This is a genomic window from Actinoplanes sp. NPDC026670, assembly GCF_040638175.1.
Taxonomy (GTDB): domain Bacteria; phylum Actinomycetota; class Actinomycetes; order Mycobacteriales; family Micromonosporaceae; genus Actinoplanes.
Genome location: NZ_JBEZXU010000035.1, coordinates 88,307 through 110,679, shown reverse-complemented (window position 1 = coordinate 110,679; position 22,373 = coordinate 88,307). Strand labels below are relative to the sequence as shown.

General features: G+C 70.4%; 19 protein-coding genes and 3 pseudogenes. 15 read left to right on the top strand and 7 right to left on the bottom strand.

Features of this window, described 5'->3' with window-relative positions:
• The 9 genes and pseudogenes from AB0E94_RS30665 to AB0E94_RS30625 form a co-directional block, all read left to right on the top strand.
• Positions 1-404: pseudogene (locus AB0E94_RS30665) on the top strand (transposase); the annotation flags it as partial.
• Between the two features lie 462 nt (positions 405-866).
• Positions 867-1,178 (top strand): hypothetical protein, encoded by a 312-nt coding sequence (locus AB0E94_RS30660; RefSeq protein WP_360333168.1) that lies wholly within the window; start codon positions 867-869, stop codon positions 1,176-1,178.
• 55 nt (positions 1,179-1,233) lie between these two features.
• Positions 1,234-3,252: a PhoX family phosphatase gene (locus AB0E94_RS30655; RefSeq protein WP_360333165.1), complete on the top strand. Its 2,019-nt coding sequence runs from the start codon at positions 1,234-1,236 to the stop codon at positions 3,250-3,252.
• 104 nt (positions 3,253-3,356) lie between these two features.
• The gene (locus AB0E94_RS30650; protein WP_360333162.1) at positions 3,357-3,608 is read left to right on the top strand and encodes a hypothetical protein; all 252 of its coding nucleotides are present in this window, start codon (positions 3,357-3,359) and stop codon (positions 3,606-3,608) included.
• 5 nt (positions 3,609-3,613) lie between these two features.
• Positions 3,614-3,817: pseudogene (locus tag AB0E94_RS30645) on the top strand (transposase); the annotation flags it as partial.
• Between the two features lie 298 nt (positions 3,818-4,115).
• The gene (locus tag AB0E94_RS30640) at positions 4,116-4,247 is read left to right on the top strand and encodes a hypothetical protein (protein ID WP_360333160.1); all 132 of its coding nucleotides are present in this window, start codon (positions 4,116-4,118) and stop codon (positions 4,245-4,247) included.
• Positions 4,248-4,280: 33 nt separating this feature from the next.
• Positions 4,281-5,018 (top strand): annotated as a pseudogene (locus AB0E94_RS30635) (PCRF domain-containing protein); the annotation flags it as partial.
• Between the two features lie 197 nt (positions 5,019-5,215).
• A complete protein-coding gene (locus AB0E94_RS30630) occupies positions 5,216-5,599 on the top strand; it encodes a helix-turn-helix transcriptional regulator (protein WP_360333157.1) in 384 nt (127 codons plus the stop codon).
• The gene (locus AB0E94_RS30625; RefSeq protein WP_360333154.1) at positions 5,596-6,573 is read left to right on the top strand and encodes a hypothetical protein; all 978 of its coding nucleotides are present in this window, start codon (positions 5,596-5,598) and stop codon (positions 6,571-6,573) included. The genes AB0E94_RS30630 and AB0E94_RS30625 overlap by 4 nt, the downstream gene beginning before the upstream one ends.
• 173 nt (positions 6,574-6,746) lie before the next feature.
• Here AB0E94_RS30625 and AB0E94_RS30620 read toward each other — a convergent pair whose 3' ends face one another.
• From AB0E94_RS30620 to AB0E94_RS30610, 3 genes are all read right to left on the bottom strand, one after another.
• On the bottom strand, positions 6,747-7,307 hold the full coding sequence (locus tag AB0E94_RS30620; RefSeq protein WP_360333152.1) for an HD domain-containing protein: 561 nt from the start codon (positions 7,305-7,307) through the stop codon (positions 6,747-6,749).
• Positions 7,308-7,417: 110 nt separating this feature from the next.
• Positions 7,418-9,595 (bottom strand): S1 family peptidase, encoded by a 2,178-nt coding sequence (locus tag AB0E94_RS30615; RefSeq protein ID WP_360333149.1) that lies wholly within the window; start codon positions 9,593-9,595, stop codon positions 7,418-7,420.
• Between the two features lie 204 nt (positions 9,596-9,799).
• On the bottom strand, positions 9,800-10,351 hold the full coding sequence (locus tag AB0E94_RS30610) for a GNAT family N-acetyltransferase (protein ID WP_360333147.1): 552 nt from the start codon (positions 10,349-10,351) through the stop codon (positions 9,800-9,802).
• 82 nt (positions 10,352-10,433) lie between these two features.
• Between AB0E94_RS30610 and AB0E94_RS30605 the strand changes: the two genes are divergently transcribed.
• The 4 genes from AB0E94_RS30605 to AB0E94_RS30590 all read left to right on the top strand — a co-directional run bounded on the left by AB0E94_RS30605 (position 10,434) and on the right by AB0E94_RS30590 (position 14,600).
• Positions 10,434-11,120 carry a response regulator transcription factor gene (locus AB0E94_RS30605; RefSeq protein ID WP_360333145.1) on the top strand — a complete coding sequence of 229 codons (687 nt, stop codon included), beginning with the start codon at positions 10,434-10,436 and terminating at the stop codon, positions 11,118-11,120.
• On the top strand, positions 11,120-12,880 hold the full coding sequence (locus AB0E94_RS30600) for a sensor histidine kinase (RefSeq protein ID WP_360333143.1): 1,761 nt from the start codon (positions 11,120-11,122) through the stop codon (positions 12,878-12,880). The genes AB0E94_RS30605 and AB0E94_RS30600 overlap by 1 nt, the downstream gene beginning before the upstream one ends.
• A gap of 177 nt (positions 12,881-13,057) precedes the next feature.
• Entirely contained in the window at positions 13,058-13,402 is a 345-nt protein-coding gene (locus AB0E94_RS30595; protein ID WP_360333140.1) for a DUF1330 domain-containing protein, read from the top strand.
• A gap of 73 nt (positions 13,403-13,475) precedes the next feature.
• Entirely contained in the window at positions 13,476-14,600 is a 1,125-nt protein-coding gene (locus tag AB0E94_RS30590) for a peptidase (RefSeq protein ID WP_360333138.1), read from the top strand.
• 32 nt (positions 14,601-14,632) lie between these two features.
• Here the strand turns inward: AB0E94_RS30590 and AB0E94_RS30585 are convergent, their stop codons facing one another.
• Genes AB0E94_RS30585 through AB0E94_RS30575 form a run of 3 tightly spaced genes read right to left on the bottom strand, consistent with a single transcriptional unit; the run spans position 14,633 to position 17,231 of the window.
• Positions 14,633-15,280, bottom strand: coding sequence for a response regulator transcription factor (locus AB0E94_RS30585; protein ID WP_360333135.1), 648 nt, complete (start codon positions 15,278-15,280; stop codon positions 14,633-14,635).
• On the bottom strand, positions 15,277-16,407 hold the full coding sequence (locus tag AB0E94_RS30580) for a histidine kinase (RefSeq protein WP_360333132.1): 1,131 nt from the start codon (positions 16,405-16,407) through the stop codon (positions 15,277-15,279). The genes AB0E94_RS30585 and AB0E94_RS30580 overlap by 4 nt, the downstream gene beginning before the upstream one ends.
• On the bottom strand, positions 16,404-17,231 hold the full coding sequence (locus AB0E94_RS30575; protein WP_360333129.1) for a type II CAAX endopeptidase family protein: 828 nt from the start codon (positions 17,229-17,231) through the stop codon (positions 16,404-16,406). The genes AB0E94_RS30580 and AB0E94_RS30575 overlap by 4 nt, the downstream gene beginning before the upstream one ends.
• Positions 17,232-17,599: 368 nt before the next feature.
• Between AB0E94_RS30575 and AB0E94_RS30570 the strand changes: the two genes are divergently transcribed.
• Positions 17,600-20,179 carry a helix-turn-helix domain-containing protein gene (locus tag AB0E94_RS30570; protein ID WP_360333126.1) on the top strand — a complete coding sequence of 860 codons (2,580 nt, stop codon included), beginning with the start codon at positions 17,600-17,602 and terminating at the stop codon, positions 20,177-20,179.
• A gap of 21 nt (positions 20,180-20,200) precedes the next feature.
• Here AB0E94_RS30570 and AB0E94_RS30565 read toward each other — a convergent pair whose 3' ends face one another.
• A complete protein-coding gene (locus tag AB0E94_RS30565; RefSeq protein ID WP_360333123.1) occupies positions 20,201-20,668 on the bottom strand; it encodes a hypothetical protein in 468 nt (155 codons plus the stop codon).
• Positions 20,669-20,900: 232 nt separating this feature from the next.
• On the opposite strand from AB0E94_RS30565, the gene AB0E94_RS30560 reads away from it, so the two are divergent.
• Positions 20,901-22,352 carry a cellulase family glycosylhydrolase gene (locus AB0E94_RS30560; RefSeq protein ID WP_360333120.1) on the top strand — a complete coding sequence of 484 codons (1,452 nt, stop codon included), beginning with the start codon at positions 20,901-20,903 and terminating at the stop codon, positions 22,350-22,352.
• The last annotated feature ends 21 nt before the right edge of the window (positions 22,353-22,373 follow it).

Below are 22,373 nucleotides of genomic sequence, written 5' to 3'. Positions count from 1 at the left end.
CAGCTGCACCCACGGCTGACCCGCCGCGCCGCGTGGATCGACCACGACGAACCGCTGCCGATCATCGCCGGAACCGTCATCCGGCTTACCGTCGACCATCTGCCCAGCCGGGCGAGCCGAAACCGGTCTGGCTGTGTTGGTCCAAGGTCGGCGCCACCGCTGCGGATGTCGACCGGTGCTGGCAGGCGTTCTTGCGCCGCTTCGATCTTGGACACACCTTCTGGCTGCTCAAGCAGACGCTCGGCTGGACCGCGCCGAAGCTCCGCGACCCGGACGCGGCCGACCGGTGGACGTGGCTGGTCCTGGCCGCGCACACTCACTGCGCCTCGCCCGGCCGCTGCCCGAGGACCTGCGCCGGCCCTGGGAACGCCCCACTACCGCCGGAGCGGCTCACGCCAGCCCGGAGGTGACCGGCAGAGTCGCTCTCATTTCGGCTGAAGTGCGCACCTGACCATGGCCATCCACGGGGGCCGCTCGTTCGCCGAGCTCCTGCCCGGATCGCCGCGACCGCGACCGCGTCAACGTCAACGTCAACGTCAACGGATCAGACGACAGCATCATCAATCGCAGCGGCCCGTGACGCGCTCAGCTGCGAACGTCAGCGTGACAAATCGACCCGGCACCCACTCCACCATTCCCCCACCCCTGGCAACTCAGGCCTGCGGCATCCTTGCCCACGGACAGTCACCGGCGCCGGCGATGGACAGCGAGTACGTAGAAGGTTCGTTGGGACGAAGCTGGACCCGAGGGGCGCACGCTGGAGAGTGCCGATTGGGCTTCGCTTCAGACTGCTGGCGGGCCCGGGACCGCGGTCCCCGCTCTCCTGCGGCAGCTCTGCTCCAAGCGACTTCGACGAACCGGCGGACGTGGGGAGGGGCTCGTCGCCGGGTGGCAGCAGCACCTCGGCGTGGTCGTCGAGGGCGCTGCCGGCCAGGGCGGCGGCGCGTCCGCGTGCCCTCGCGGTGGGGTTCCGGCCGCTGTGGGTCGAGGCGGCCGACGCGTTCGAGTCGGGGTTCCTCGCCGACGCCGAGGAGTGGCTGCTCACCCACCCGGATCACGTCCGGGCCGAGGCGGTCCGGGCGTGCGCCGACGACCACCGGCAGCGGTGGCTGCACGGGTACCGGAACAACTTCGGCTTCGGCTACATGACGCTGGGGCGGCCGAAGCTGAACGGATGATGTCCATCGATGGAACAGTGGGTGACGATAGGGTTACCGACAAGGAGGTTGGACCATGATCGAGCTCCCTATAGTCGGCGGCCACGGCCGCGACCCGAAGACCTGCCTCTACCGCTGCGGCAACGCCTGCGACCACCCGGTGCCGAACCGGTCGGCCAACCCGTACCTGGGTGACATCGTCAACGCCGCGCTAAGCCGCCGCCGCGTCGTACAGGCGGGGGCCCTGGTCCTGGGGGTGGCCGCGGTGACGAGTCCCGCGCCGGCCGCGGCGAAGGGACGCCCGGGGGAGTTGACCTTCACGCCGGTGCCGCCGAACGAGCTGGACCGGGTCGTCGTGCCGAGCGGCTACCAGCACGCCGTGGTGATCCGCTGGGGTGACCCGGTGCTGCCCGGCGCGCCCGCCTTCGACCTGAACGCGCAAACCGCCGCGAAGCAGTCCGCACAGTTCGGCTACAACAACGACTTCCTCGGTGTGCTGCCGCTCGGCGGCGACGGCACGCGGGCGCTGCTGGTGTCGAACCACGAGTACACCAACGAGGAGCTGATGTTCCCGGGGTTCACCAGCCAGGAGGCGCTCACCGTCGAGCAGGTGCGGATCGCCATGGCGGCGCACGGGATGAGCGTCGTGGAGCTGGAGCGGGTGGGGTACACCGGGCGGTGGCGGCCGGCGCGCGGGCCCCGGCTGCGCTACAACCGGCGGTTCACGATGCTGGCCACCCCGTTCCGGCTGGCCGGGCCGGTGGCGGGCAGCGCGCTGGTGCGCACGGCGGCCGACCCGCGCGGGCGGGCGGCGATCGGCACGCTCAACAACTGCGCCGGCGGCGTCACCCCGTGGGGCACGGTGCTCTCCGGCGAGGAGAACTTCAACCAGTACTTCGTGGGCGGCGACCAGGCCCCCGAGGCCGCGAAGCCGGGGCTGGCCCGCTACGGCGTCCTCACCACCGGGCGTTACCCGGACGAGTCGCGGCGCTGGGAACGCGCGCAGGAGCGGTTCGACCTGGCGAAGCACCCGAACGAGGCGAACCGGTTCGGCTGGATCGTCGAGGTGGACCCCTATTCGCCGGACGAGGCGCCGCGTAAGCAAACCGCGATGGGGCGCTTCAAACACGAGGGCGCCAACGTGATCGTGGCGCGCAACGGGCAGGTCGCCGCGTACATGGGCGACGACGAGCGGTTCGAGTATCTCTACAAGTTCGTGTCCGCGAAGAAGTACCGGCCCGGCGACCGGCGGCACAACCTGACGCTGCTCGAATCGGGCACCTTGTACGTGGCGCAGCTGCGCGGGGACAGCCCGCCGGCCGAGATCGACGGCACCGGGCGGCTGCCGTCGGACGGGCGGTTCGACGGGACCGGCCGGTGGATCAAGCTTGTGTCCGGCGACCGGTCGTTCGTGCCGGGGATGACGGCGGTTGAGGTGCTGACGTTCGCCCGGTTCGCCGGGGACGCGGTGGGCGCCACGAAGATGGACCGGCCCGAGGACGTGCAGCCCAGCCTCCGTACCGGAAAGATCTATGCGGCCCTGACGAACAACACGAACCGGGGAGTCGGCACGTATCCGGGAGTGGACGAGGCGAATCCGCGCACGGCCAACCGGCACGGGCAGATCTTCGAGATCGTCGAGGACCGCGGCGACCACACGGGGGAGACATTCACCTGGTCGCTGCCGATCGTGTGCGGTGACCCGGCCGACCCGGCGAGCTACTTCGCCGGGTTCGACAAGAGCAAGGTGTCGCCGATCTCCTGCCCGGACAACGTCGCGTTCGACCGTACGGGCAATCTGTGGATCTCCACGGACGGCAACGCGCTCGGCACCAACGACGGCCTGTTCGCGACGCCGATCGAGGGGCCTGAGCGGGGACACCTGCGGCAGTTCCTGACGGTGCCGCCGGGCGCCGAGACGTGCGGGCCGTTCATCGTCGAGGACGAGCGGTCGGTGTTCGTGGCCGTGCAGCACCCAGGCGAGATCGACGGGGCGACGGTGGAGAATCCGGCGTCGACATGGCCGGACGGGGGCTACGCGAAGCCCGCCGTGGTCGTCACGTGGCGCCCGGACGGAGGCCGGATCGGTAGCTGAGCTGTCGGGCAGCGTTAACCCCGCGCTCGCCCGGCATCGGTGTTCGTCGTTCGGTGGCTCTCCTAGCGTCCGGGCAGGCCAACCGACCTTAGAGAGTCCCCCGAATGACAGACACCACGCGCCGCTTCCTGACCTTGCTCGGGCACAGCGGCGGCAGCCGTTACGCGATGACCTGCCTCTACCGATGCGGCAACGCGTGCGACCACCCAGTGCCGAACGCGCTCACCACCGACGAACAAACCATGCTCGCCCAGGTCCGAGCCGAATGCCCACACCTGGACCGGCTGCCACCCACGTCACCACGTTCGCGACCATGCTCATGCACCGCCAAGGCCAGCACCTCGACGCCTGACTGACCGCCGTCCGCGCCGACGACCTCCCGCACCTGCACTCCTTCGCCACCGGGCTCACGCAGGACTACGACGCCGTCGTCAACGGCCTGACCTTGCACCACAGTTCCGGCGCGGTCGAGGGCAACGTGAATCGGATCAAGATGCTTAAAAGGCAGATGTATGGGCGAGCCGGCTTCGATCTGCCCCGTAAGCGTGTCCTGCTCAGCCGCTGATCAGAGCCATCGGGGTCAGATGCGATCACGAAATGGGGGTCAGAACCAGTTTTCAGCCGCCGTCGACACCCATTGTCGCCGATGCGGTTGCAGGCACTCGCTCTCCGGCACAGGCGCGCACCCAACAAAGTCGATCGCTACACGCAGCGTAACGGCGCATTTGGCGCTGGCACGCCCGGATCGCGGCAGATCAGTGAACCCTCACACCACGACGGCCGGTGCATATCTCGATGTTTCGACTGCGGAGATCGCCGACAACGAGCATGAACTGCAGGGTGCCGGTCGGTAAACTAGGCGGGTGAGCGCCACCGAGCTGACCAGTCATCTGCACGACCTCGCCACGGCCGTCCGCTCGACCGCGCCCGGCCTCGAGCGGCTCCGCCGACTCCGGGCTGAGCTGGAGACCGCGGCGGTCGCGCCGGATCTGTGAAGGGATCCCGCGCGTGGGCGGGCGGTCGGCGTCCGCCTCGCCGTCGTCACCCGCGAGCTGACCCGCGCCGAGACGGTGCGCAGGCGGCTCGACGATGCGCTACAGCTACTCGCGCTGGCGGTCGACACCCACGACGATGCGGTCCTCGCTGACCTGCAGGCCGAGGCCACCGCACTGAGCAATGCCGTCGCGGACCTGCGGACCCGGATGCGCCTCGACGGCCCCTACGACCTTCGGGGCGCCGTGGTCGTCGTTCGCGCCATCGGAACCGACGAGGACGCGGTGACCATGGTCGCGACCGTGCTGCGGCGATACCGCGAATGGGCCGAGCGGTACGGCCACGTCATCGTGGTACCCGACAACGTCCCGCCGGAATGGCGCCTGCGGGAAGGAGCGCTGGTCGTGGCCGCGCCGTACGCGTACGGCCTGCTGCGCGCCGACGCCGGCCGGCATCACGCCGGGGCAACCAAGGTCACCGTCACCGTAGCCCCGCTGGTCGAGGACGATGATCCGGAGACCGTCCGGGCTCAGGATGTCCGGCTGGATATGGTGTGCACGCGGAATCCGGCCACGGCGTCAGTTCGATTCACCCATCTGCCGACCGGCTGGAGCGTGTCCTTCCGCAACGATGCGCGGGCCAGGCAACAGCAGGAGGTCGCCTACCGGGTACTCCGTTCGCTACTGCTCGTTGCGGGCGTCGGCAACCGCGGCTATTCGAGCCGCTCAGGCCGGCTGGCGGACCGTCCTGCTCGTAGTCGACCGCAGTGCTAAACCTCGCTGCGCGCCCGGATCGCGGCATTATGCAGGTAATCCTTGTCAAGTTGATCAAGGGTGGTGTGTGTTCGGAGGCTGGAAGAGGTCGCCTTCGGCGTCGCCGCCGAGCAGGAAGATGAAGCGGGCGAGGGTGGTCGATCACGACGCATACACACCTTGGCTAGATACTCATGTTGCTTGTATATTTGGCCGCCATGCGATCAACTTCGCGTCCCGCGCTGCGGGAACCGTCGTACTTTGTGCTTGCCGCCCTGCTCGGTGGCCCGCTGCACGGCTATGCCGTGATCAAGCGGGTGACCGAGCTGTCCGACGAACGGGTGAAACTCGCTGCCGGCTCGCTGTACTCGGTGATCGACCGGCTGCTCGGCGAAGGCCTCGTCACCGCCGACGGTGAAGAGATCGTCAACGGTCGCGCCCGCCGCTACTACCGGCTCACCGACGAGGGGCACCGCGTGCTCACCGAGGAAGCCGACCGGCTCGCCCGCGCCGCCCGGGTGGTCATGGACCGCCTGCAGCATGACGGCTTCCCGCAGGGAAGCACACGTATCCCTTCTACCGCGAGGATCAGACCAGCATGAGTTCCGACGTTCTGGAGAAGCGCTATCGCACGCTGCTGCGCGCCTATCCGGCCGAGTACCGCCGCGAACGTGCCGACGAACTGATCGACACGTTGATCGGCGACGAACCGACCGCCCGCCGCTGGCCCACCCTCCGGCAGGCGGCCGCGCTGATCCGCGGCGGCCTTCGGGTGCACAGCGGCAGCACTGCGGCCCGACCCACCGCCGTGCGGCTCTGGCAGGGAATCCACCTGGGCGCCATGGCGGTGCTGGCGCTGGGTACGCTCTTCGGCCTGAGAGGCGTTCTCGAGGCGTTGCGGTCCGGTGGACTTTCGGATCCCCTGGTGGTCCTGCGGGATCACGGTGTCTACGAAGTCATGGTGGGCGCGGCGCTGGTGGCGCTTGCCGCGGGCCGCGCCCGAACCGCCGCCGTCCTGACGGTGGCCGCGGCGGTGGTGCCGACCGTGATCTCGCCGTACCTGTTCAGCGACGGCCTTCCGCAGTGGTGGGTACCGGTTGTCGCCGACGGCCTTCCGCAGTGGTGGGCACCGGTTGTCGCCACGCCGTTGGTCATGGTGGGCCTGCGGCGTCCGGCGGACGTGCCGCCCGCGCCTCGGGTCAACGCCGTCTTGGTCACCGCCGGCGTCCTCGCCCTGCACCTGCTCCTTGCGGAAGGTTTCCGCAACGTCGACAACATGACCTCGCAGATCCTTGCCGCCGTCGTGGTGATCTGCGGGACAGCGGCTTTCCTGTGGGTGGCCACGGCCGACCAGCGGCTGCTGCTCGCGGTGACCCCCACCTTCCTGCTGGGAACGCTGTATCAACTGAACACTCTGTACGGCGCATATGGCGCGCTGTCGACAGGCCACGTCGACGGCGCCGAGGTGGCAAAACACTTCTACCAGCCGTACGCCCCGCCATCGCTGGTCGTCGCAGCCGTCATCACAGCAGGCATAGTCGGCTCCACCCGCCTGCGGCAGCACAACCGCGCCTGACGAACCGAGAGCGACCCGGCCTACCGCCGAACCACCCGGACGAGAATCGGCGAAACACTGATGACAATGCCTCCGAGTGACGCGTTCCGAAGTCGCAATGAATCCGCATTTCCTTGCGGAACGCTCACCCAACGGATGCACTGTTCTCGGCAGATCAGTGAAACGGGCGGCTTTTACCGATCGCGCCACGCCAGAGGAGACAGTGTTACCGCGGCCTTGGCGATTCGTCGGCTCGTCTCGGTGTGCAGGTCCTTGCGTGCCGAGGCGATCCAGCCGTCCACGCGGCTCACGCCGATGTCTCGGTACTCGATGGCTTGCAGGAGCATCTCCAGTTTGTCGGCGTCCTTGGCGCACAGCGCTTCGAGGGTTTGACGCGTCTCGTACTCGTCGACTGCGGCGCGGACCGTGTCGCGAGAGCGCTCGGGAAGCCGTTCGGTCTGGTCGGCGGTGATTCGGCGCGGGTCAGGCTTGGCCAGGTGGGCCGCCGCGGTGTGCGGGAGGTCGCCGGTGCGGGTTTCCTGGGTGTCGTGCCAGAGGGCGAGGAAAGACGCACGAGCGGGATCGGCGCCCTCTTCGGCCGCGATGAGGGCGGCCAACTGGGCGGTGCGCATGGTGTGTTCGGCGACCGACTCCGGATCACGGACGCCGGCGTGCCACCAGCCGGTTCGGCGGATGCGCTTCAACAGGCCGAGTTCGTATCCGAAGCCGGCGATTGCCTCGGCGTCTTCTGACACTTGGGTCCTTCCTGAAGCCCGGCGAGTCGGGGTGGAAGAAAGCCTATCGAGCGAGGGTCTGATCGGACGTCCCGCCCGGCAGCCGGGCGGGACGTCCATAAAAGGCGTGCTCAGGAGAGGTACGGCACCGCCGACACCAGCTTCGACGTCCACTTCGGGCTGGTGCCCGGAGCCGGCGAGAGAACCGTGATGTCGGTGCCGACCCCGTCGAGCGGAGCCGCATCCTTGACGCTCGTGACGGTGTTGTCCGCGGACACCGCGTAGTACTGGCCGTTGCCGGGCGAGGTCAGGCGGGTGTACCCGGCCCAGCCGGTGGTCTTCAGGGTGTACGGATCCCAGTCACCCGCACCGATGATCTTGTACGACACCAGCCGGCCGTCGCTGACCGTGCCGAGGATCCAGCCGGGACCGGCGGTGGTCAGCGTCTTGAGCGTGAACCCGGCGCCGACCGCGATGCCGCCGGTGATGTTCGCCTCGACCGGCTTGGCGCTGGTCAGCGTGTACCGGCGCAGGTTGCCCGAGGCGATGCCGTAGAGCGAACCGGCCCCGTCGTAGGCCAGCATGTCGTGCGTCCAGCCGCCCCTGGTGTCGATCCGCGTCGAGGTGAACGTCAGCGCCGGGAGGGTGCCGGACACGTCGACCCGGTACAGGAAGCCGTCGGTGGAGTTGATCAGGACCGTGGTGTAGTTCAGTGCTGCGATCGCCTTGGCCGTGAACGGCAGCGCCGCCGCCGAGGCCACCGTCGCGATCGGGGCGCCGAGGCTGTCGGTGGCCGTGTAGGTCAGGTGGTTGTCCGCGTCGACGCCGAAGACCGACAGGTCGGCGGCGTGCTGCGGGTACGAGCGCAGCGGCACGGCCGACAAGGCCACCTGGTTCCAGCCGCTCGTGGCGACCGGGTCGTTCGGGTAGGCGGTGATGTCGGCGCCGTTGCCGTCGACGGGTGTGGCGTCCTTGAACCGCAGCAGCCCACCGGCGGCGGTCCGGGCGTAATAGAGGCCGTTGCCCGGGGACGTCAGCGCCGTGTAACCGCCCCAGCCGCTGGCAGCCACGTTGTACGGCGTCCATGTCCCGGCCGGGCTTACCGCGTACCCACGCAGCACACCGGCGGCGGTCGCGCCGATGAAGAAGTCGGGGCCGGTGGTGGTGAAGTTCTTCAGGGTGAAGCCGCTGGCACCGACCGACGTGTTGTTGATGACGCTGCCCGGGCCGGGTTTCGCGCTGGTGATGGTGTAGCGGCGTACCGCGTCGCCGGCGAGGCCGAACAGGGAGCCGTCACCGTCGAAGGAGAGCCAGTCGTGGGTCCAGCCGCCCTTGGTGTCCAGTTGCACGGGGGTGGCGAACCTGACCTCGCCGGACAGGCCGGTGACGTCGACCCGGTAGAGGTGACCGTCGGTGCTGGTGATCAGCACGGTGTCGGCGTTCAGCGCGGCCATCGCCTTGGGTGTGAACGGCAACGCCGCCGTCGAGGTCACCGTGCCCAACTGGTCGCCCGAGGCCGAGTCGATCGCGGTGTAGGTCAGGTGGCCGTCGGCGAGGGCGCCGAAGATCCCGACGTCACCGGTGGTCACGCCGAGCCAGCCGGCCAGGTCGTCGGCGCGCAGTTCGGTCGCGTCGCGCCGGGTCTCGGTCTCCGCGAGGCAGCCGCCCTGCCAGGACCGCTGGGTCACGGCCACCAGTTCCATCCCGGCGGAGGTGGTGCGCAGCGCCGGGCCACCGGCGTCGCCTTTGCAGACCACGGCGGTGGTGGAGGCCCCGAGCACGGTCAGCGTGGCCGTGTCGGCGGCGGTCACGCCGAACGTGGCGGCGTGCAGCTTCTTCGGCACCCATTCGGTGGCGGTCCGGCCGTATCCGGCCACCGTCAGCTGGTCACCGACTGCGGCGGGGGTGGCGGCCAGTGTGACGGGGGTGATCCCGGTGGCCGGCGTGGCCAGTTTGGCCAGGACGACACCCCGGTCCGGGTGCGGTACCAGGCGGACCACCGGCGCGACGACGCCGTCGGTCTCGGTGAGGTCGGCCCGGCCCAGGGTCACGGTGGTGGGGGTGGCCGGCGCGCCCTCCGCAACCGCGCCGGCGGCGGCGAAACAGTCCACCGCGGTGAGCACCCACTGTGGCGCGACCAGCGCACCTGTACAACCCGCACCCACACCGGCGGCGCCGACGTCGACCTTCGCGACGAAGTCGTACGCCGTGCCGGTGACCGCGTTGCCCTCGACGGCGATCACCGGCACCGCCGGGCTCAGCCCGAGCACGACGGCGGCCAGCCCGACCGCGAGGGCCTTCCGTGGCACTCGCCTCGGCCGACTGGTTTCCCCGTTGTTCATCTTTGTTCTCCCCAGTGCTTGAACGGCACGAATCAGGGGCGGAAACAGATGCACGGCGAACGGCGATGGCACGCCTTGACCAGGGAAATCCGCCCCCGTTGCGAACGCCCCGAAGGCACCTTAAGACATAGACGGTTACTTGTACATGAGATCAATATGGATTCTTACCCATTACCGGGTTCGCACCGATCGGTCCAGGTATTGCGGCCGGCTGATCGCGTACACGTCGACGGTCCGGTCGTTGCCGGGTGTGGTGGTGCGCCTGTCGAAGGTCAGGCCGAGTTTCTCCATCACCCGGGCCGAGCGCACGTTCTCCACCTGGCGGATGCTGACCAGCCGGTCCAGCTCCCGATCGACCAGGCCGAAACGCAGCGCCGCCCGCGCGCCCTCGGTGGCCAGGCCGGCGCCCCAGAACGGCCGGGCCAGCCGCCACCCGATCTCCACCGTCGGCATGACCTCGGGCAGGAAGTACGGCACCGCGAGCCCGACCCAGCCGGTCAGCTGCCCGGTCTCCACCAGCTCGGCCGCGAACAGCCCGAACCCGTGCTCGTCCCAGTGCTGCCGCATCCGGTCCAGGTGCGCGGCGGTCTCCGCCCGGCTCTGCACCGAGCCGTCGCGGATGTAGCGCATCACCTCGGGATCGGCGTACATCTGCGCCAGGGCGTCGAGGTCGTCGTCGCGCCACTGTCGCAACAGGAGGCGGTCGGTGCGCAGTTCGATCATTTCCCGATTATCGGCGCGGTGGTAGGAAAGCCGACATCTGGGTGGTTTGCCCGGGAGCGACCACTTCGACGATGATAGACCCGTGTCACTGGAGCCGACTCTGCGCGTCGTGGTCGCCGAGGACTCGGGGCTGCTGAGGGAGCTACTGGTCCGCCTGCTCACCGAGAACGGGCTGGTGGTCCACGGCCAGGCCACCAACCTGCCCGAGCTGCTGGCGATCGTCGCGGCCGACCCGCCCGACCTGGTGATCTCCGACATCAGGATGCCACCGGCGTTCCGTGACGAGGGCATCGCGGCGGCCGAGCAGATCCGGGCCCGGCATCCCGGGGTCGGCCTGCTGATCCTCACCCACTACCCGGACGCGGCCTACGCGGTCCGGCTGCTCGAGTCCGCCGACCGTGCGGTCGGCTACATCGTGAAGGATCGGGTGCAGGACACCGCCCGGTTCCTCGAGGCGGCCCGGCGGGTCGCCGCCGGCGAGACCGTCATCGACTCGCAGATCGTGCAGGAGATGTTCCGCCGCCCGCGCCCGGCCAACCCGCTGGACCAGCTCGCCCCGTCGGAACGGCGGATCCTCGCGCTGATCGCCGAGGGCCACTCCAACTCGGCGATCGCGACGCGCCTGAGCTACAGCATCAAGACCGTCGAGAAGCGGGTCACCTCGATCGGGCAGGCGCTGGGGCTGCCGTCGGTGGACGACGGCGATCGCAGCCACGTCAACCTGAGAGTGCTGGCGGTGCTCGCCTACCTGCGGCAGGCACAGCACTGATGATCGTCCGGCCGGGGCGACGCCTGTGGATCGGCCCACCGGCAGCCGTCGTGGTGGGTTGCGCCCTGGCGGTGGCCGCACAGTGGCCGGTCCTGCCCTACCGGCCGGCGCTCGCGGTCGCCAACGGGCTGGTGGGTGTGCTGTTCCTGCTCACCGGCGCGTTCCTGGGCGCGGAGGACGACCAGTACGGCAACGGGCGCCTGTTCGTCCTGGCCGGAGTCGCCTGGGCCGGAATCGGGCTGGAGAACTGGGGTTCGCCGCCACTGAAACTGGCCGGATGGCTGTGCAGCGGGCTGTTCTCGGTCGTCGGCGTGATCGTCCTGTTGCGCTACCCGGAGGACCGGCTGGCGCACCGGCACCAGCGGGTGTTCGCCGTGCTCGCGCTCGTCTGGATCGAGGGCGCCGCTGTGGCCATCGCGGCCACCGCGGGCGTCCCGACGCGTGGCGGCCGGCCGGCCGTGCTGTTCGGGGGCGCCGGCAGCCCGCTGGCCGGCCAGCTCGTCGAGACGATCGGCCGGGCCGGTCTCGTCGTGATCGCGCTGGTCTTCGTCGGCCTGCTGGGTGTCCGTCTCGCGCAGGCCCGGGGCCTGGAAAGACGGACGCTGACGCCGGTGCTGGTGGCGGCCATCGCGGTGGGGGTCGTGACCGGGGTGCGCCGGGCCGCGATCGTGCTGTCCGACGCGCGGGTGCCGGCGATCCTGTTGCAGCTGATCGAGCCGATCGCCATGATCGCCATCCCCGGCGGTTTCCTGCTGGCGGCGCTGCAACGACGGCTGGCCCGCGCGGCCGTCGCCGACATGGTGCTGTCGCTGACCCGGCCCGGCGGCGGAGGCGATGTGCTGACCGCGCTGCGCGCCGCCCTGCACGATCCGACCCTGGAGATCCTCTACTGGGTCGACGACGAGACGGGCTACCGGCGAGCCGACGGCACCCCCGAAAACCGGGTCGACGGCACTCCCGGCGACTCCACCGGCCCGCCGGCCGGCCGCCTGTCGATACCGATCACCACCAGCACCGGTGACCGGCTCGCGCTGGTGCACATGGACGCCACGCTCACCCGGCACGCGTCGGTGGTCGACGCCGCGTTGAGCGCGGCCATGCTCCTGCTGGAGAACGCCCGTCTGCAAGCCGGGATCCGGGCGCAACTGGCCGAGGCCCGGGCCTCCCGCGCCCGGATCGTCGAGGCCGGGCTGGCCGAGCGACGCCGGCTCGAACAGAACCTGCACGACGGGGCGCAGCAGCGGCTGCTGGCACTGTCGATGCAGCTGGCCGGGCTGCGCGCAGCCGTGCCCGACCCGGCGGCCGGGCGCCTGATCGACGACGCCAGCGCCAATCTGCGGGACGCGACCCGCGAGTTGCGGGAGCTCGCTCACGGCCTGCACCCGGCGATCCTGACCCAGGCCGGGCTCGGTCCGGCGCTCGAATCGGTCGCGCAGCGGCTCCCGCTGCCTGCCCTGATCACCATCCCGGACCGGCGCTGGGCCGAGGCGACCGAGCTGACCGTGTACTTCGTGGCCTGCGAGGCGCTCACCAACGCGGTCAAGCACGCCGAGGCCACGCGGGTGTCGGTGACGGTCACCGAGGACGACGGTCACCTGCGACTGCGGGTCGACGACGACGGGGTGGGCGGGGCGAGGAACACCGGGCACGGCCTGACCGGGATCCGCGACCGGATCGCCGCGGCCGGTGGCACCTGGAGCCTCGCCAGCCCGCCGGGTGAGGGCACCACCGTCACGGCGATGCTGCCGCTGCGCCGGTAAGGCGGGTTTTCCCTCCCGGTCCGGCGGGTCAGCACCACGGTGCGGCATCCGGCCCCGGAGGCAGACTGGCATCCACCGGCTGGCCGGCGGCGTCAGCGAGGGGGCGACGCCGCCGGCACTCCTCATTTACCCGGCAGGTAATCGTCAGCGCGGCGGGGCGGCGGCACGATCAGATTCATGACCGCTTACGCCGTAGCCCACCTGAGGACCACGTCGACCCACGACGACGTGCTGACCTACATCGAGAAGATCCAGAAGACCATGCAGCCGTACGGGGGACGCTTCCTCGTGCACGGCTCGGCAGTCGAGGTCGTCGAGGGCGAATGGCCCGGCGCGCTGGTCGTGTTGTCGTTCCCGGACATGGCAGCCGCGCACGACTGGTACGCGTCCCCGGCGTACCGGAAGATCCTGCCGTTGCGGACCGATCACCTTGCCGGTGACGTGGTCCTCGCCGAAGGCGTGGGTCCCGGCTACGACGCGCGGGAGACCGCCGCCGCGATGCGCGCGGCCCGGACCCTCTGATTTTAGGAACCTTTACTTATAGACTGTCGTCGATCTACGGATCCCCCGTCCCCGCGTGGAGAGGCACATCCGCATGAACGACAACAGGCGCCTGGCCGCCACCCTCGGCATCGCCGTCGCGCTGATCATCACCGGCGCTCCCACCCCCGCCACCGCGGCGCCGCAGAGGTTCGAATTCCCGGCCGAGGCCCGCCGGCAGATCCCGCTCGTCCAGGCGGCGAGCACGATCCGCCACACCATCGACCCGAGCGCGAACACCGGCTACGCCGGCCTCGAACTCCAGGACGACCGGGTCGTCCTCTGGTGGAAGGGCACCGTGCCGGCCCCGGTGCGCCGGGCGGTCGGCGCCGCCCAGCGCACCGCCCCCGTCCAGATCGCCACCGCCGCCCACTCGCTCCACGAACTGCGGGCGGCCGGCACCACACTGCGTGCCTCGCTGACCGCCGGGAAACCGCGCATCAAGTACGCCGTCGACGGCAGCCGCGTGGTCGTCGACATGGCCGGCACCACCACCGGCTTCACCACCGCGCAGATCCCGGCGGTCGGAGTGCCGGTCGACGTGGTCGACCAGGGCGCGAAGGTCCTGACCAGCCGCCGCGACGACTGGCCGCAGTGGAAGAGCGGCGCCGACCAGATCAACGGCAACTCCCGCTGCACCACCGGCTTCCCGGTCCGTAACGCCGACGCCGAGTTCATCCTGACGGCCGGCCACTGCGGCAGCAACGGCAACACGATCCGCGACGGCGTCGGCGAATTCGTCGGCACCTTCACCGGCGACCGCGACGACCACGACATCGCGCTGGTGCACACCCCGAGCGGAGCCGACAACCTGATGTACGTCGGCGGCCTGGACAGCAACGTCGTCACCACGGTCGAAGGCTGGGACTGGGTGTTCCCCGGCGAGTACCTGTGCCAGTCCGGGGGCTCCTCGGCCCGCGACACCGGCGGCCCGGTCTGCGGCCTGCGGGTCGAGAAGTTCAACACCGACTCGGGCGACGCCGTCGAGGCCCGGCAGGTGGACGGCCGTCCGGCGGTACGCGGCGGCGACAGCGGCGGCCCCGTCTTCGGCCCGTCGGCCAGCGGCAACGTCATCGCCAAGGGCATCAACAACTACACGTACGTCGGCAACAACACGATCCTGGGCTTCCAGGACTTCGGCACCGCGACCCGCGACTACGGCATCTGGATCACCGACTGACACACGCTGACCGGGCGGTTCCGGCCGCCCGGTCAGCTGGCCAGGCCGTTGCGGTACGCGTAGACCACGGCCTGGACCCGATCCCGCAGCTCCAGTTTGGTGAGGATCCGCGAGACGTACGTCTTGACCGTCTCGTGGCTGATCACCAGCGCCGCCGCGATCTCGGTGTTGGACAGACCGTTCGCGATCAGCCGCAGCACCTCCAGCTCACGCGTGCTCAGCGGCGTGCCACCCGAGCCCGCCGACGGCAGGATCCGGGACGCGTACCGGCCGACCAGCTGGCGGGTCACCTCCGGCGCGAGCAGCGCCGCCCCGGCCGCCACCGTGCGGATGCCGTGCAGCAGGTGCGCCGGCGGCGCGTCCTTGAGCAGGAACCCGCTGGCCCCGGCGCGCAGCGACTCGTACACGTATTCGTCGAGGTTGAACGTGGTCACCACCAGCACCTTCACCGGCCGCTGCACACCGGCTCCGGCCAGCCGGGCGGTGGCTTCGATGCCGTTGAGGCCGGGCATCCGCACGTCCATCACGACCACGTCCGGCGCCAGCTCACGCGCCAGCTCGACCGCGGTGTGGCCGTCGCCGCAGTCCCCGGCCACCGCCATGTCCGGCTGGGCGTCGATGATGGTGGCGAACCCGGTCCGGATCAGCGGCTGGTCGTCACAGACCAGCACCCGGATCACGACGCCACCCCGGTCGGGATCCGCGCGGTGACCAGGAAACCACCCCCGGCGAGCGGGCCTGCGCTGAAGTCGCCGCCGAGCGTACCGACCCGGTCCCGCAGCCCGGTCAGGCCACGCCCGCTCCCACCGGCCGACCCGGCGCCGGCGCCCGACCCGTCCGTGCTGATCCGCATGTCTATCTCCTCCGGCCGGTACCGGACCGTGACGCTGGTCCGCGCGCCGTGGTCGTGCTTCAGCGCATTGGTCAGCGCCTCCTGCGCCACCCGGTAGACGGTGGCCACCGCACTGCCGGCAGCCTCCGGCAGGCTGCCCTGTTCGACCAGCTCCACCGGCTGCCCGGCCCGCCGGGTCCGCTCGACCAGCGCCTGCAGCTCACCGCCGTGACCGGGATCGAGCAGATCGAGCACGTGCCGCAGATCGGTGACCGCCTGCCGCCCGGTGTCCGAGATCGCCGCCAGCGCCTCGTCGAGCCGGTCCGGCGCACCGGTCAGATACCGGGCCGCCTCGGCCTGGACCACCATGGCGGTCACGTGATGGGTCACCACATCGTGCAACTCCCGGGCGATCCGGGTGCGCTCGGCGGCCCGGGCCGCGTCCGCCAGATGCCGCCGATGGTCCAGCTCGGCGAGCCGGCTGCGCCGCAGTGTCGCCCCGACCACCCACATCGAACCGAGGACCAGGTAGAACAGCGCGACCACATCCGGTCCCAGCTGCCCGACCCGGCCCAGCACGACGGCCAGGGCCAGGAAGGCGGCGGTCGCCGCGACCACGATCGCCCGCCGGTGCCGGTCCGCGTGCAGGCCCACGCTGATCAAGGCGACCGGCAGGGCGGTGCCGCCCAGCGTGTTGTACCCGGACAGCTGGTCGGCCGCGAACCCGGCGAACACCAGAGCGAGACAGATCGTCGGCCGGATCCGGCGCACCGCCAGCGGCAGGCACTCGACGACGACGATCAGCACCCCCCAGCCGTCGAACGGCCGGGCCGGCACCGCATCGGCGAGCCGGGTGCCGTGCCGATGCCAGTCCGGGACCAGCGCCAGCCCGGTCAGCAGCAACGCGAACAGGAGATCCCGGACCACGACGTCATAGCGGCGCCACCGGTCCCGCAGACCGGCGAAGTCGATCACCCAGCGATTTTAGACGGCTGGGCGGCACGGCGCATCGGCACGAGACGGCCACGCCGCGCGGCCAGCCACAGGAACACCGACGTGACGACCACGCCCGCGACCAGGGTGAAGACGCTCGCCTCCGGACCGAACTGCCCACCGCTGATCAGGGTGTTGCCGCTCGACTCGGAATGCAGGATCCCCTCCCGGACGCCGTTGCCGGAGACCTCCGAACCGAAAATCGCCGACTGGGCGTAGTTCCAGCCGAAGTGCAGGCCGATCGGCAGCCACAGATCGCGGGCGGCGATGAACGCCGAGGTCAGCATCCCGCCACCGGCAATCGCCACACACAGCGCGCCCCACCAGGTGGCGTTGGTGTTCAGCAGATGCACCCCGCCGAACACCAGCGCCGACACCGTCAACGCGAGCCAGGTGCCGGTGACCCGCTCCAGATGCCGGAACAGCACACCCCGGAAGAGCAACTCCTCGGCCGTCACCGCGGCGGCCATGAACCCGGCCAGCCCCACCGCGTTCACCGGGTCCGCACCGAACCCGATGATCCGGTAGCCGCCGTTGACCGCGATCACCCCGATGACCACCGAGAAGACCGCAACCCCCAACAGCAGACCCCGGATCAAACCCGATGCGGCGGTACGGCCAGAGGTCTCGGTCACCACGCGTTTCTCGGTCGCCCGCACCACTGCGGAGTAGACGATCGTCGCGACCACGGCGGCGCCGAGGCCCACGCCCAGCGAAAGCCAGGGCTGACCATCGACCAGGGCGACCGCCTGACCGGCCAGAAAAGACACCGCCAGCACCGCAATAAGCTGGACAACGAACCGCATGGCACACCTTCCGCAGGTTTCCGGGACGAGCCAGAAACCTACGGATTCGCACGGCCGGTGAATGTCCCCGTACAACGGTCACTTGCCTGTAGCTCGCCCGAGCTACAAACCCCAGAAATGGTGCAGCACCCGGTCGGCGATCGAGCGGGCCACCCCGGCGAGAAGCCCGGTGACAGCGGCGGCCGCGATCCGGACGCGGCCTCGTCTCGGTTCGTCGTGGGGACATTCAGTGCGTCGTCCGGAATCGGGCATGGCCTAACCTTCCAGTCTTCGTCGGCAAAACAGCTGGTGGACGCAGGAAAGCCGGAAACCCGTACGGAGTGGTTCGCTGCGAACCACTCCGAACAAGGCCGAGCAGCGAGGTGCGAGTGCCCGACAGCGACCCGAAGACAAGACTGAAGCTGCTGATTCGCGACGCGATGAACCAGCGTGGATGGTCGCCGGCCACACTCGCCAAGAAGTCCGGACTGAGTGCCAGCACCGTCTCCGAGGCACTGAACACAGCCAAGGGAGTGCCTGGCACATCCACGATCGACGCGCTGTGCGACGCCCTGTGCGCGGGCCCGGAAGAGCGCCGGCGGCTCCAGACCGAACTGGTCGACCTGCGCAATCAGGCCGCAGCCGCCACCCCTGCGGCCGCCACCCCTGCGGTGGCCGGCCGGCCGGTGGCCGACTGGAACCCGCAGGTGCTCGGCGTGCACCCAGCGGTGGCGGCCGGCCGCAACGTGACCTCCGAGCTGCCACCCTTCGTCACCCGGGGCCATGACACACAACTGCGGGACGCCCTGGTCGCCGCGACCCGACGAGACCGGCACCACCTGCTCGTGCTCATCGGTGGCTCCTCGACCGGCAAGAGCCGCAGCGCCCTGGAAGCGGTGCGGGCCTGCCTGCCTGACCATCCGGTGGTGGCGCCGCTCGACGCCGGCGAGCTGCGGGACACCCTGCGGGACTGGTCGGCCCACCAGCGGCCGATGGTGCTATGGCTCAACGAGATGCAGCGATTCCTGGACAGCCCCGAGGCAGCCCTGGAACTGCGCCGCTGGCTGACCAGACAGAGCCGGTCGGTGGCGCTAGGGACACTGTGGCCGGACTACTTCTACGACCTCACCTCGGTCGTGGCCCAGGACCACGACGGGCGCCGCGACTCCCGTGAACTGCTCAACAGCGCCGAGGTGATCGTCGTACCGGACACCTTCGAGGAGACGGCCGACCTGGCGAACCTGCGGGAGGCTGCCCGGCACGACGACCGGCTGGCCGAGGCCGCCAAGGCGCCCCGGGGCCAGGTCATCCAGGCACTGTCCGGCGGCCTCACGCTGGTCGACTGGTATGAACGGGTCCTCGAGCCGCGCTGCCGGGCGCTTGTCAGCGCCGCGATGGACGCGCACTGGCTCGGCTTCACCGGGCCGCTGCCGCCCACCTATCTGGAGGCCGCGGCGGGAACCTACCTCACCGGGCCACAGCGGGTCGCCGAGCCGACCTGGTTCGCTGAGGCGATCGGCCGGGCCGCCGCGACGGTGAACGGCGTGGCCGCGCTGACGCCCACCCGTTCCGCCCCCGACCTCGGTCCCGCCGACGGCTACCTGCTCGCCGACTACCTCGCTCAGCACGGGCGGGCCGCTCGGGCCGCCGGCCCGGTGCCAGCCCAGGCGTCACAGGCGCTGGTCGACCACCTGGTTCCGGCGGCAGACCGCAGCGCCGCGGCACGCCGGGCACAGGACCGGGGATTCTTCCGCTTCGCCGAGCAACTGCTGCTGGCCACCGGCCCGGTCGGCGGCGACGACCTGCTGCTGCTGGCCCGGCTGCTGGAACGCCGCGGCGACGTGGCCGGCGCCGAGGCCGCGTTACGCGCCGCCCTCGGCGCCGGCCACATCCTCGCGATGAGTGAGCTGATCAAGTTGCTGAACGGGCACGGCCGGCCGGAGGACGCGATCACGGTGCTGCGCGAGCACGCCGAGCGCGACGACCGCGGCGCCATGCTGGACCTGGGCGCGACCCTGTGGCGCCGTGGCCGGGCGCCGGAGGCTGAACGCTGGCTGCGCACCCTGATCGACCTCGGTGACCAGGCGCCGTCGCATCCACCGAGCATCGATCTGATCTGGACCGGCGCGCTGTACGAGATGGCGCTGCTGCTGGAGCGGACCGGCCGGGCCGGTGATGCGGACGCCATGTTGCGGCAGGCCGCCCGCGAGGGCTGCGGCGACGCCATCCGGCTGCTGGAGGAACGTCATCCCGACGATGCCGTCCAGCGGCTGAAGGAGGATTGGCTGGCTGGCGCCGAGGCCGAGGACTGGAACGCGATGCGCCAGCTCTGCTTCGGGCTGGCCGAGGCGGGCGACAAGGAGGGGTCCGCCTACTGGCTGCGCCGGGGAGCGGTGGCCGGTGACCTGGAGGCAATGGTCGACCTGGCCCGGGAACTGCGCGGGGAGGGCCGCGTCGAGGAGGCCAAAGACTGGCTCCGCAAGGCCGTCGAAGGGTGGAACCACCCGTACATCGGATGCATGCTGCCGTTGCTGGAGACGCCGCCGAAGCCACCCGGCTGGCGGATCGAATCGAACTGCCTGACGACCGCGACCACCGCGCTGGAGGAACTCAGCGAGATCATCGAGGCCGAAGGCGACATCGAGGCCGTCGAGGCGCTCTGGCAGGCGATGGACGAATTCGGATACGGCAGCGCATTACGGCACCGGGCACTGCTGCTCGGCCGCCTTGGCAGATGCCAGGAGGCCGAGCAGCTGGTCCATGCCCGCTTCGAGGACGAGGACAGCGTTGGGCCGCTCTTCGTGCTCGCTGACCTGTTTCGCGAGACCGGCCGCCCGGAGGCGGCCGAGGAGCCGCTGCGCGAGGCCGCGCTCCGGGGGAACAGCTACGCCCTCGACAAGCTGATCAAACTGCTCGACGAGCTGGGCCGAGGAGACGAGGGCGAACAACTGCGGCGGCACGGCCTGTGATCACCGTGGCCACCCCGGGCGTCAGCAGTTCTTGAGGTGCGGCTGGACGTCCGCCGGGACGAAACCGTCGCAGTAACCGGAGGTGCCGCCGCTGACCGCCTTCCATTTGCCGCCGGTGTACTGGAAGACCACCTGGGCGTTGTCGGCCTGCTTCGGGTGGGTCAGGCCCAGCGCCCAGCCCTGGTAGCAGGTGATGCCGGTCAGTGTCTCGGTCGGCGCGAGGGCGTCATTGATCTTGCTGGTGCGCAGCGCCTTGAGCAGGGTCGCCTCCGACGGCGTGCAACCGTCGCCGGCGGCCGGCTTCGTGGTCGCGGAGGTCGGCGCCGGCGCGCTCGTGCTGGTCGCGGTGGGAGCGGTCGTCGCGGCGGCGCTCGTCGCTGTCGCGGTGGTGGTGGCGGGCGCCGGGCTGCTGGTGGTCGTGGTGCTGGAGCAACCCGTCAGGGCGACGGCGGCCATGGCGATCACGATGTACGGCGTACGAACGTTCACGATGTTCTATTTCTCCCCGAGGAAACCTGTCCCGCATCCGGTGATGCGCGGACGACCAACAGCATGATGGCCCGCACCCACCCGGCGAATCCCGGAAACATGCCAGCCGCACGCATCCAGTCGAACACCCTGAGTCACCATCTGGCACGCCGCCCGCGTTGTCCGCCGCCCCCGAGAGACTTAATGTCGTCGATAGAGGCTCTCCCCCTCGGGCACGAAAGCGTGGTCCCCCATGCGCCGTCGTCTCTGCTCCCTCGCGCTCGCCGGCCTCCTGCTCAGCCTGACGCCGGCCGCCCCCGCCCGCGCCGCCGACCTGACGCCGACGCTGGCGAGCCGGATGGCCGCGGTGCTGACCGCCAAAACGATCAACTACTACCCGTCGAACGCCGGCTGGACCTTTATGTGGACCAGTTTCGACCCGGTGCGCATCGACACCGACCTGGCCCGCGCCGCGACGCTCGGCGCCACCGACGTCCGCGCCATCATCTTCCCGCAGGCCTTCGGCTTCCCCACCCCCACCACGGCGTACGCCCAGAAGCTCAGCCAGTTCGTGGACATCGCCGACGCGCACGGCCTGACCGTGAAGCTGACCCTGTTCGACTGGTGGTCCGGCTACTCCGACGTGGCCGGGAGCATCACCTGGGCGCAGGCCATCGTGGGCCCGTACGCCGACGATCCGCGGGTGATCGCGGTCGAGGTGAAGAACGAGTTCCCGCCGGCCAACACCGCCGCGGTCACCTGGGTGAGCCAGGTCATCCCGGCGATCCGCAGCACCGCGCCGGCCATGCCGCTCACCCTCTCCGTGGACGGTGCCACCGGCGCGCCCGGCATGGCGAGCCTCAAGTCGCAGCTGGCCGGCACCCCGCTGGACTACTACGACTTCCACTTCTACGGCGCCTCGGAACGGTCGCTCGCGGAGATCCGGCGGGCCCAGAACGCGGTCACCCCGAGCCCGGTGGTGATCGGCGAGACCGGTGTCAGCACCCACACCGGCACCGAAGGCGAACAGGGCGCCTACCTCGCCCGCGTGTACCGCGCCGCCGCCGAGGCCGGGGTCGGTTCGGTGGCGCCGTGGACGCTCAACGACTTCTCCCCCGGTGCCATCCCGCCCAACTCGGTGGTGTCCACCATGCCCGCCCAGTACAAGTTCGGGCTCTTCCGCACCGACACCAGCCCGAAGATCGGAGCGGGTGTCGTCGACGACGCGTGGACGTCCGGCACCACCTCGAACAGCATCCTGAACCTGGGTTTCGAGGCGGCCGCCGTCGACTCCCCGTGGCGCAACTACCTGCCGGCTGCCGGCACCGCGGTGATCACCACCGAACAGGCGCGCTCCGGCACCCGGTCGGCGCGGTTCACCGGCACCACCCGCAGCGGCAGCAACCTGCCGTCGCTGCTGACCTCGCCGGTCACGCCGGTGCAGGGCGGCGCGTCATGGCACGCCGAGGCGTACGCCCGCGGGATCAACGCGACCGGCATCACCGAGATCTCGCTCAGCTGGTTCGACATCAACGGTGCCTGGATCAGCCAGAACACCTCCAACCGGCTGCCGGTCGGCAACTCCGGCTGGACCAAGCTGTCGGTGGACGCCGTCGCCCCGGCCACCGCGACCAGCGTCCAGCTGCACCTGAAGTGCGGCGACAACACCGGCACCGTCTACTACGACGATGTGGCGATCACCTGAGCCACCTGCGGCTCGGTCGGG

Excerpts from the sequence above, each read along its gene's own strand:
- AB0E94_RS30655 (WP_360333165.1), top strand. The coding sequence starts at position 1,234 with ATGATCGAGCTCCCTATAGTCGGCGGCCACGGCCGCGACCCGAAGACC.
- AB0E94_RS30650 (WP_360333162.1), top strand. The coding sequence starts at position 3,357 with ATGACAGACACCACGCGCCGCTTCCTGACCTTGCTCGGGCACAGCGGC.
- AB0E94_RS30630 (WP_360333157.1), top strand. The coding sequence starts at position 5,216 with ATGCGATCAACTTCGCGTCCCGCGCTGCGGGAACCGTCGTACTTTGTG.
- AB0E94_RS30625 (WP_360333154.1), top strand. The coding sequence starts at position 5,596 with ATGAGTTCCGACGTTCTGGAGAAGCGCTATCGCACGCTGCTGCGCGCC.
- AB0E94_RS30610 (WP_360333147.1), bottom strand. The coding sequence starts at position 10,351 with ATGATCGAACTGCGCACCGACCGCCTCCTGTTGCGACAGTGGCGCGAC.
- AB0E94_RS30600 (WP_360333143.1), top strand. The coding sequence starts at position 11,120 with ATGATCGTCCGGCCGGGGCGACGCCTGTGGATCGGCCCACCGGCAGCC.
- AB0E94_RS30595 (WP_360333140.1), top strand. The coding sequence starts at position 13,058 with ATGACCGCTTACGCCGTAGCCCACCTGAGGACCACGTCGACCCACGAC.
- AB0E94_RS30590 (WP_360333138.1), top strand. The coding sequence starts at position 13,476 with ATGAACGACAACAGGCGCCTGGCCGCCACCCTCGGCATCGCCGTCGCG.
- AB0E94_RS30575 (WP_360333129.1), bottom strand. The coding sequence starts at position 17,231 with ATGCGGTTCGTTGTCCAGCTTATTGCGGTGCTGGCGGTGTCTTTTCTG.
- AB0E94_RS30560 (WP_360333120.1), top strand. The coding sequence starts at position 20,901 with ATGCGCCGTCGTCTCTGCTCCCTCGCGCTCGCCGGCCTCCTGCTCAGC.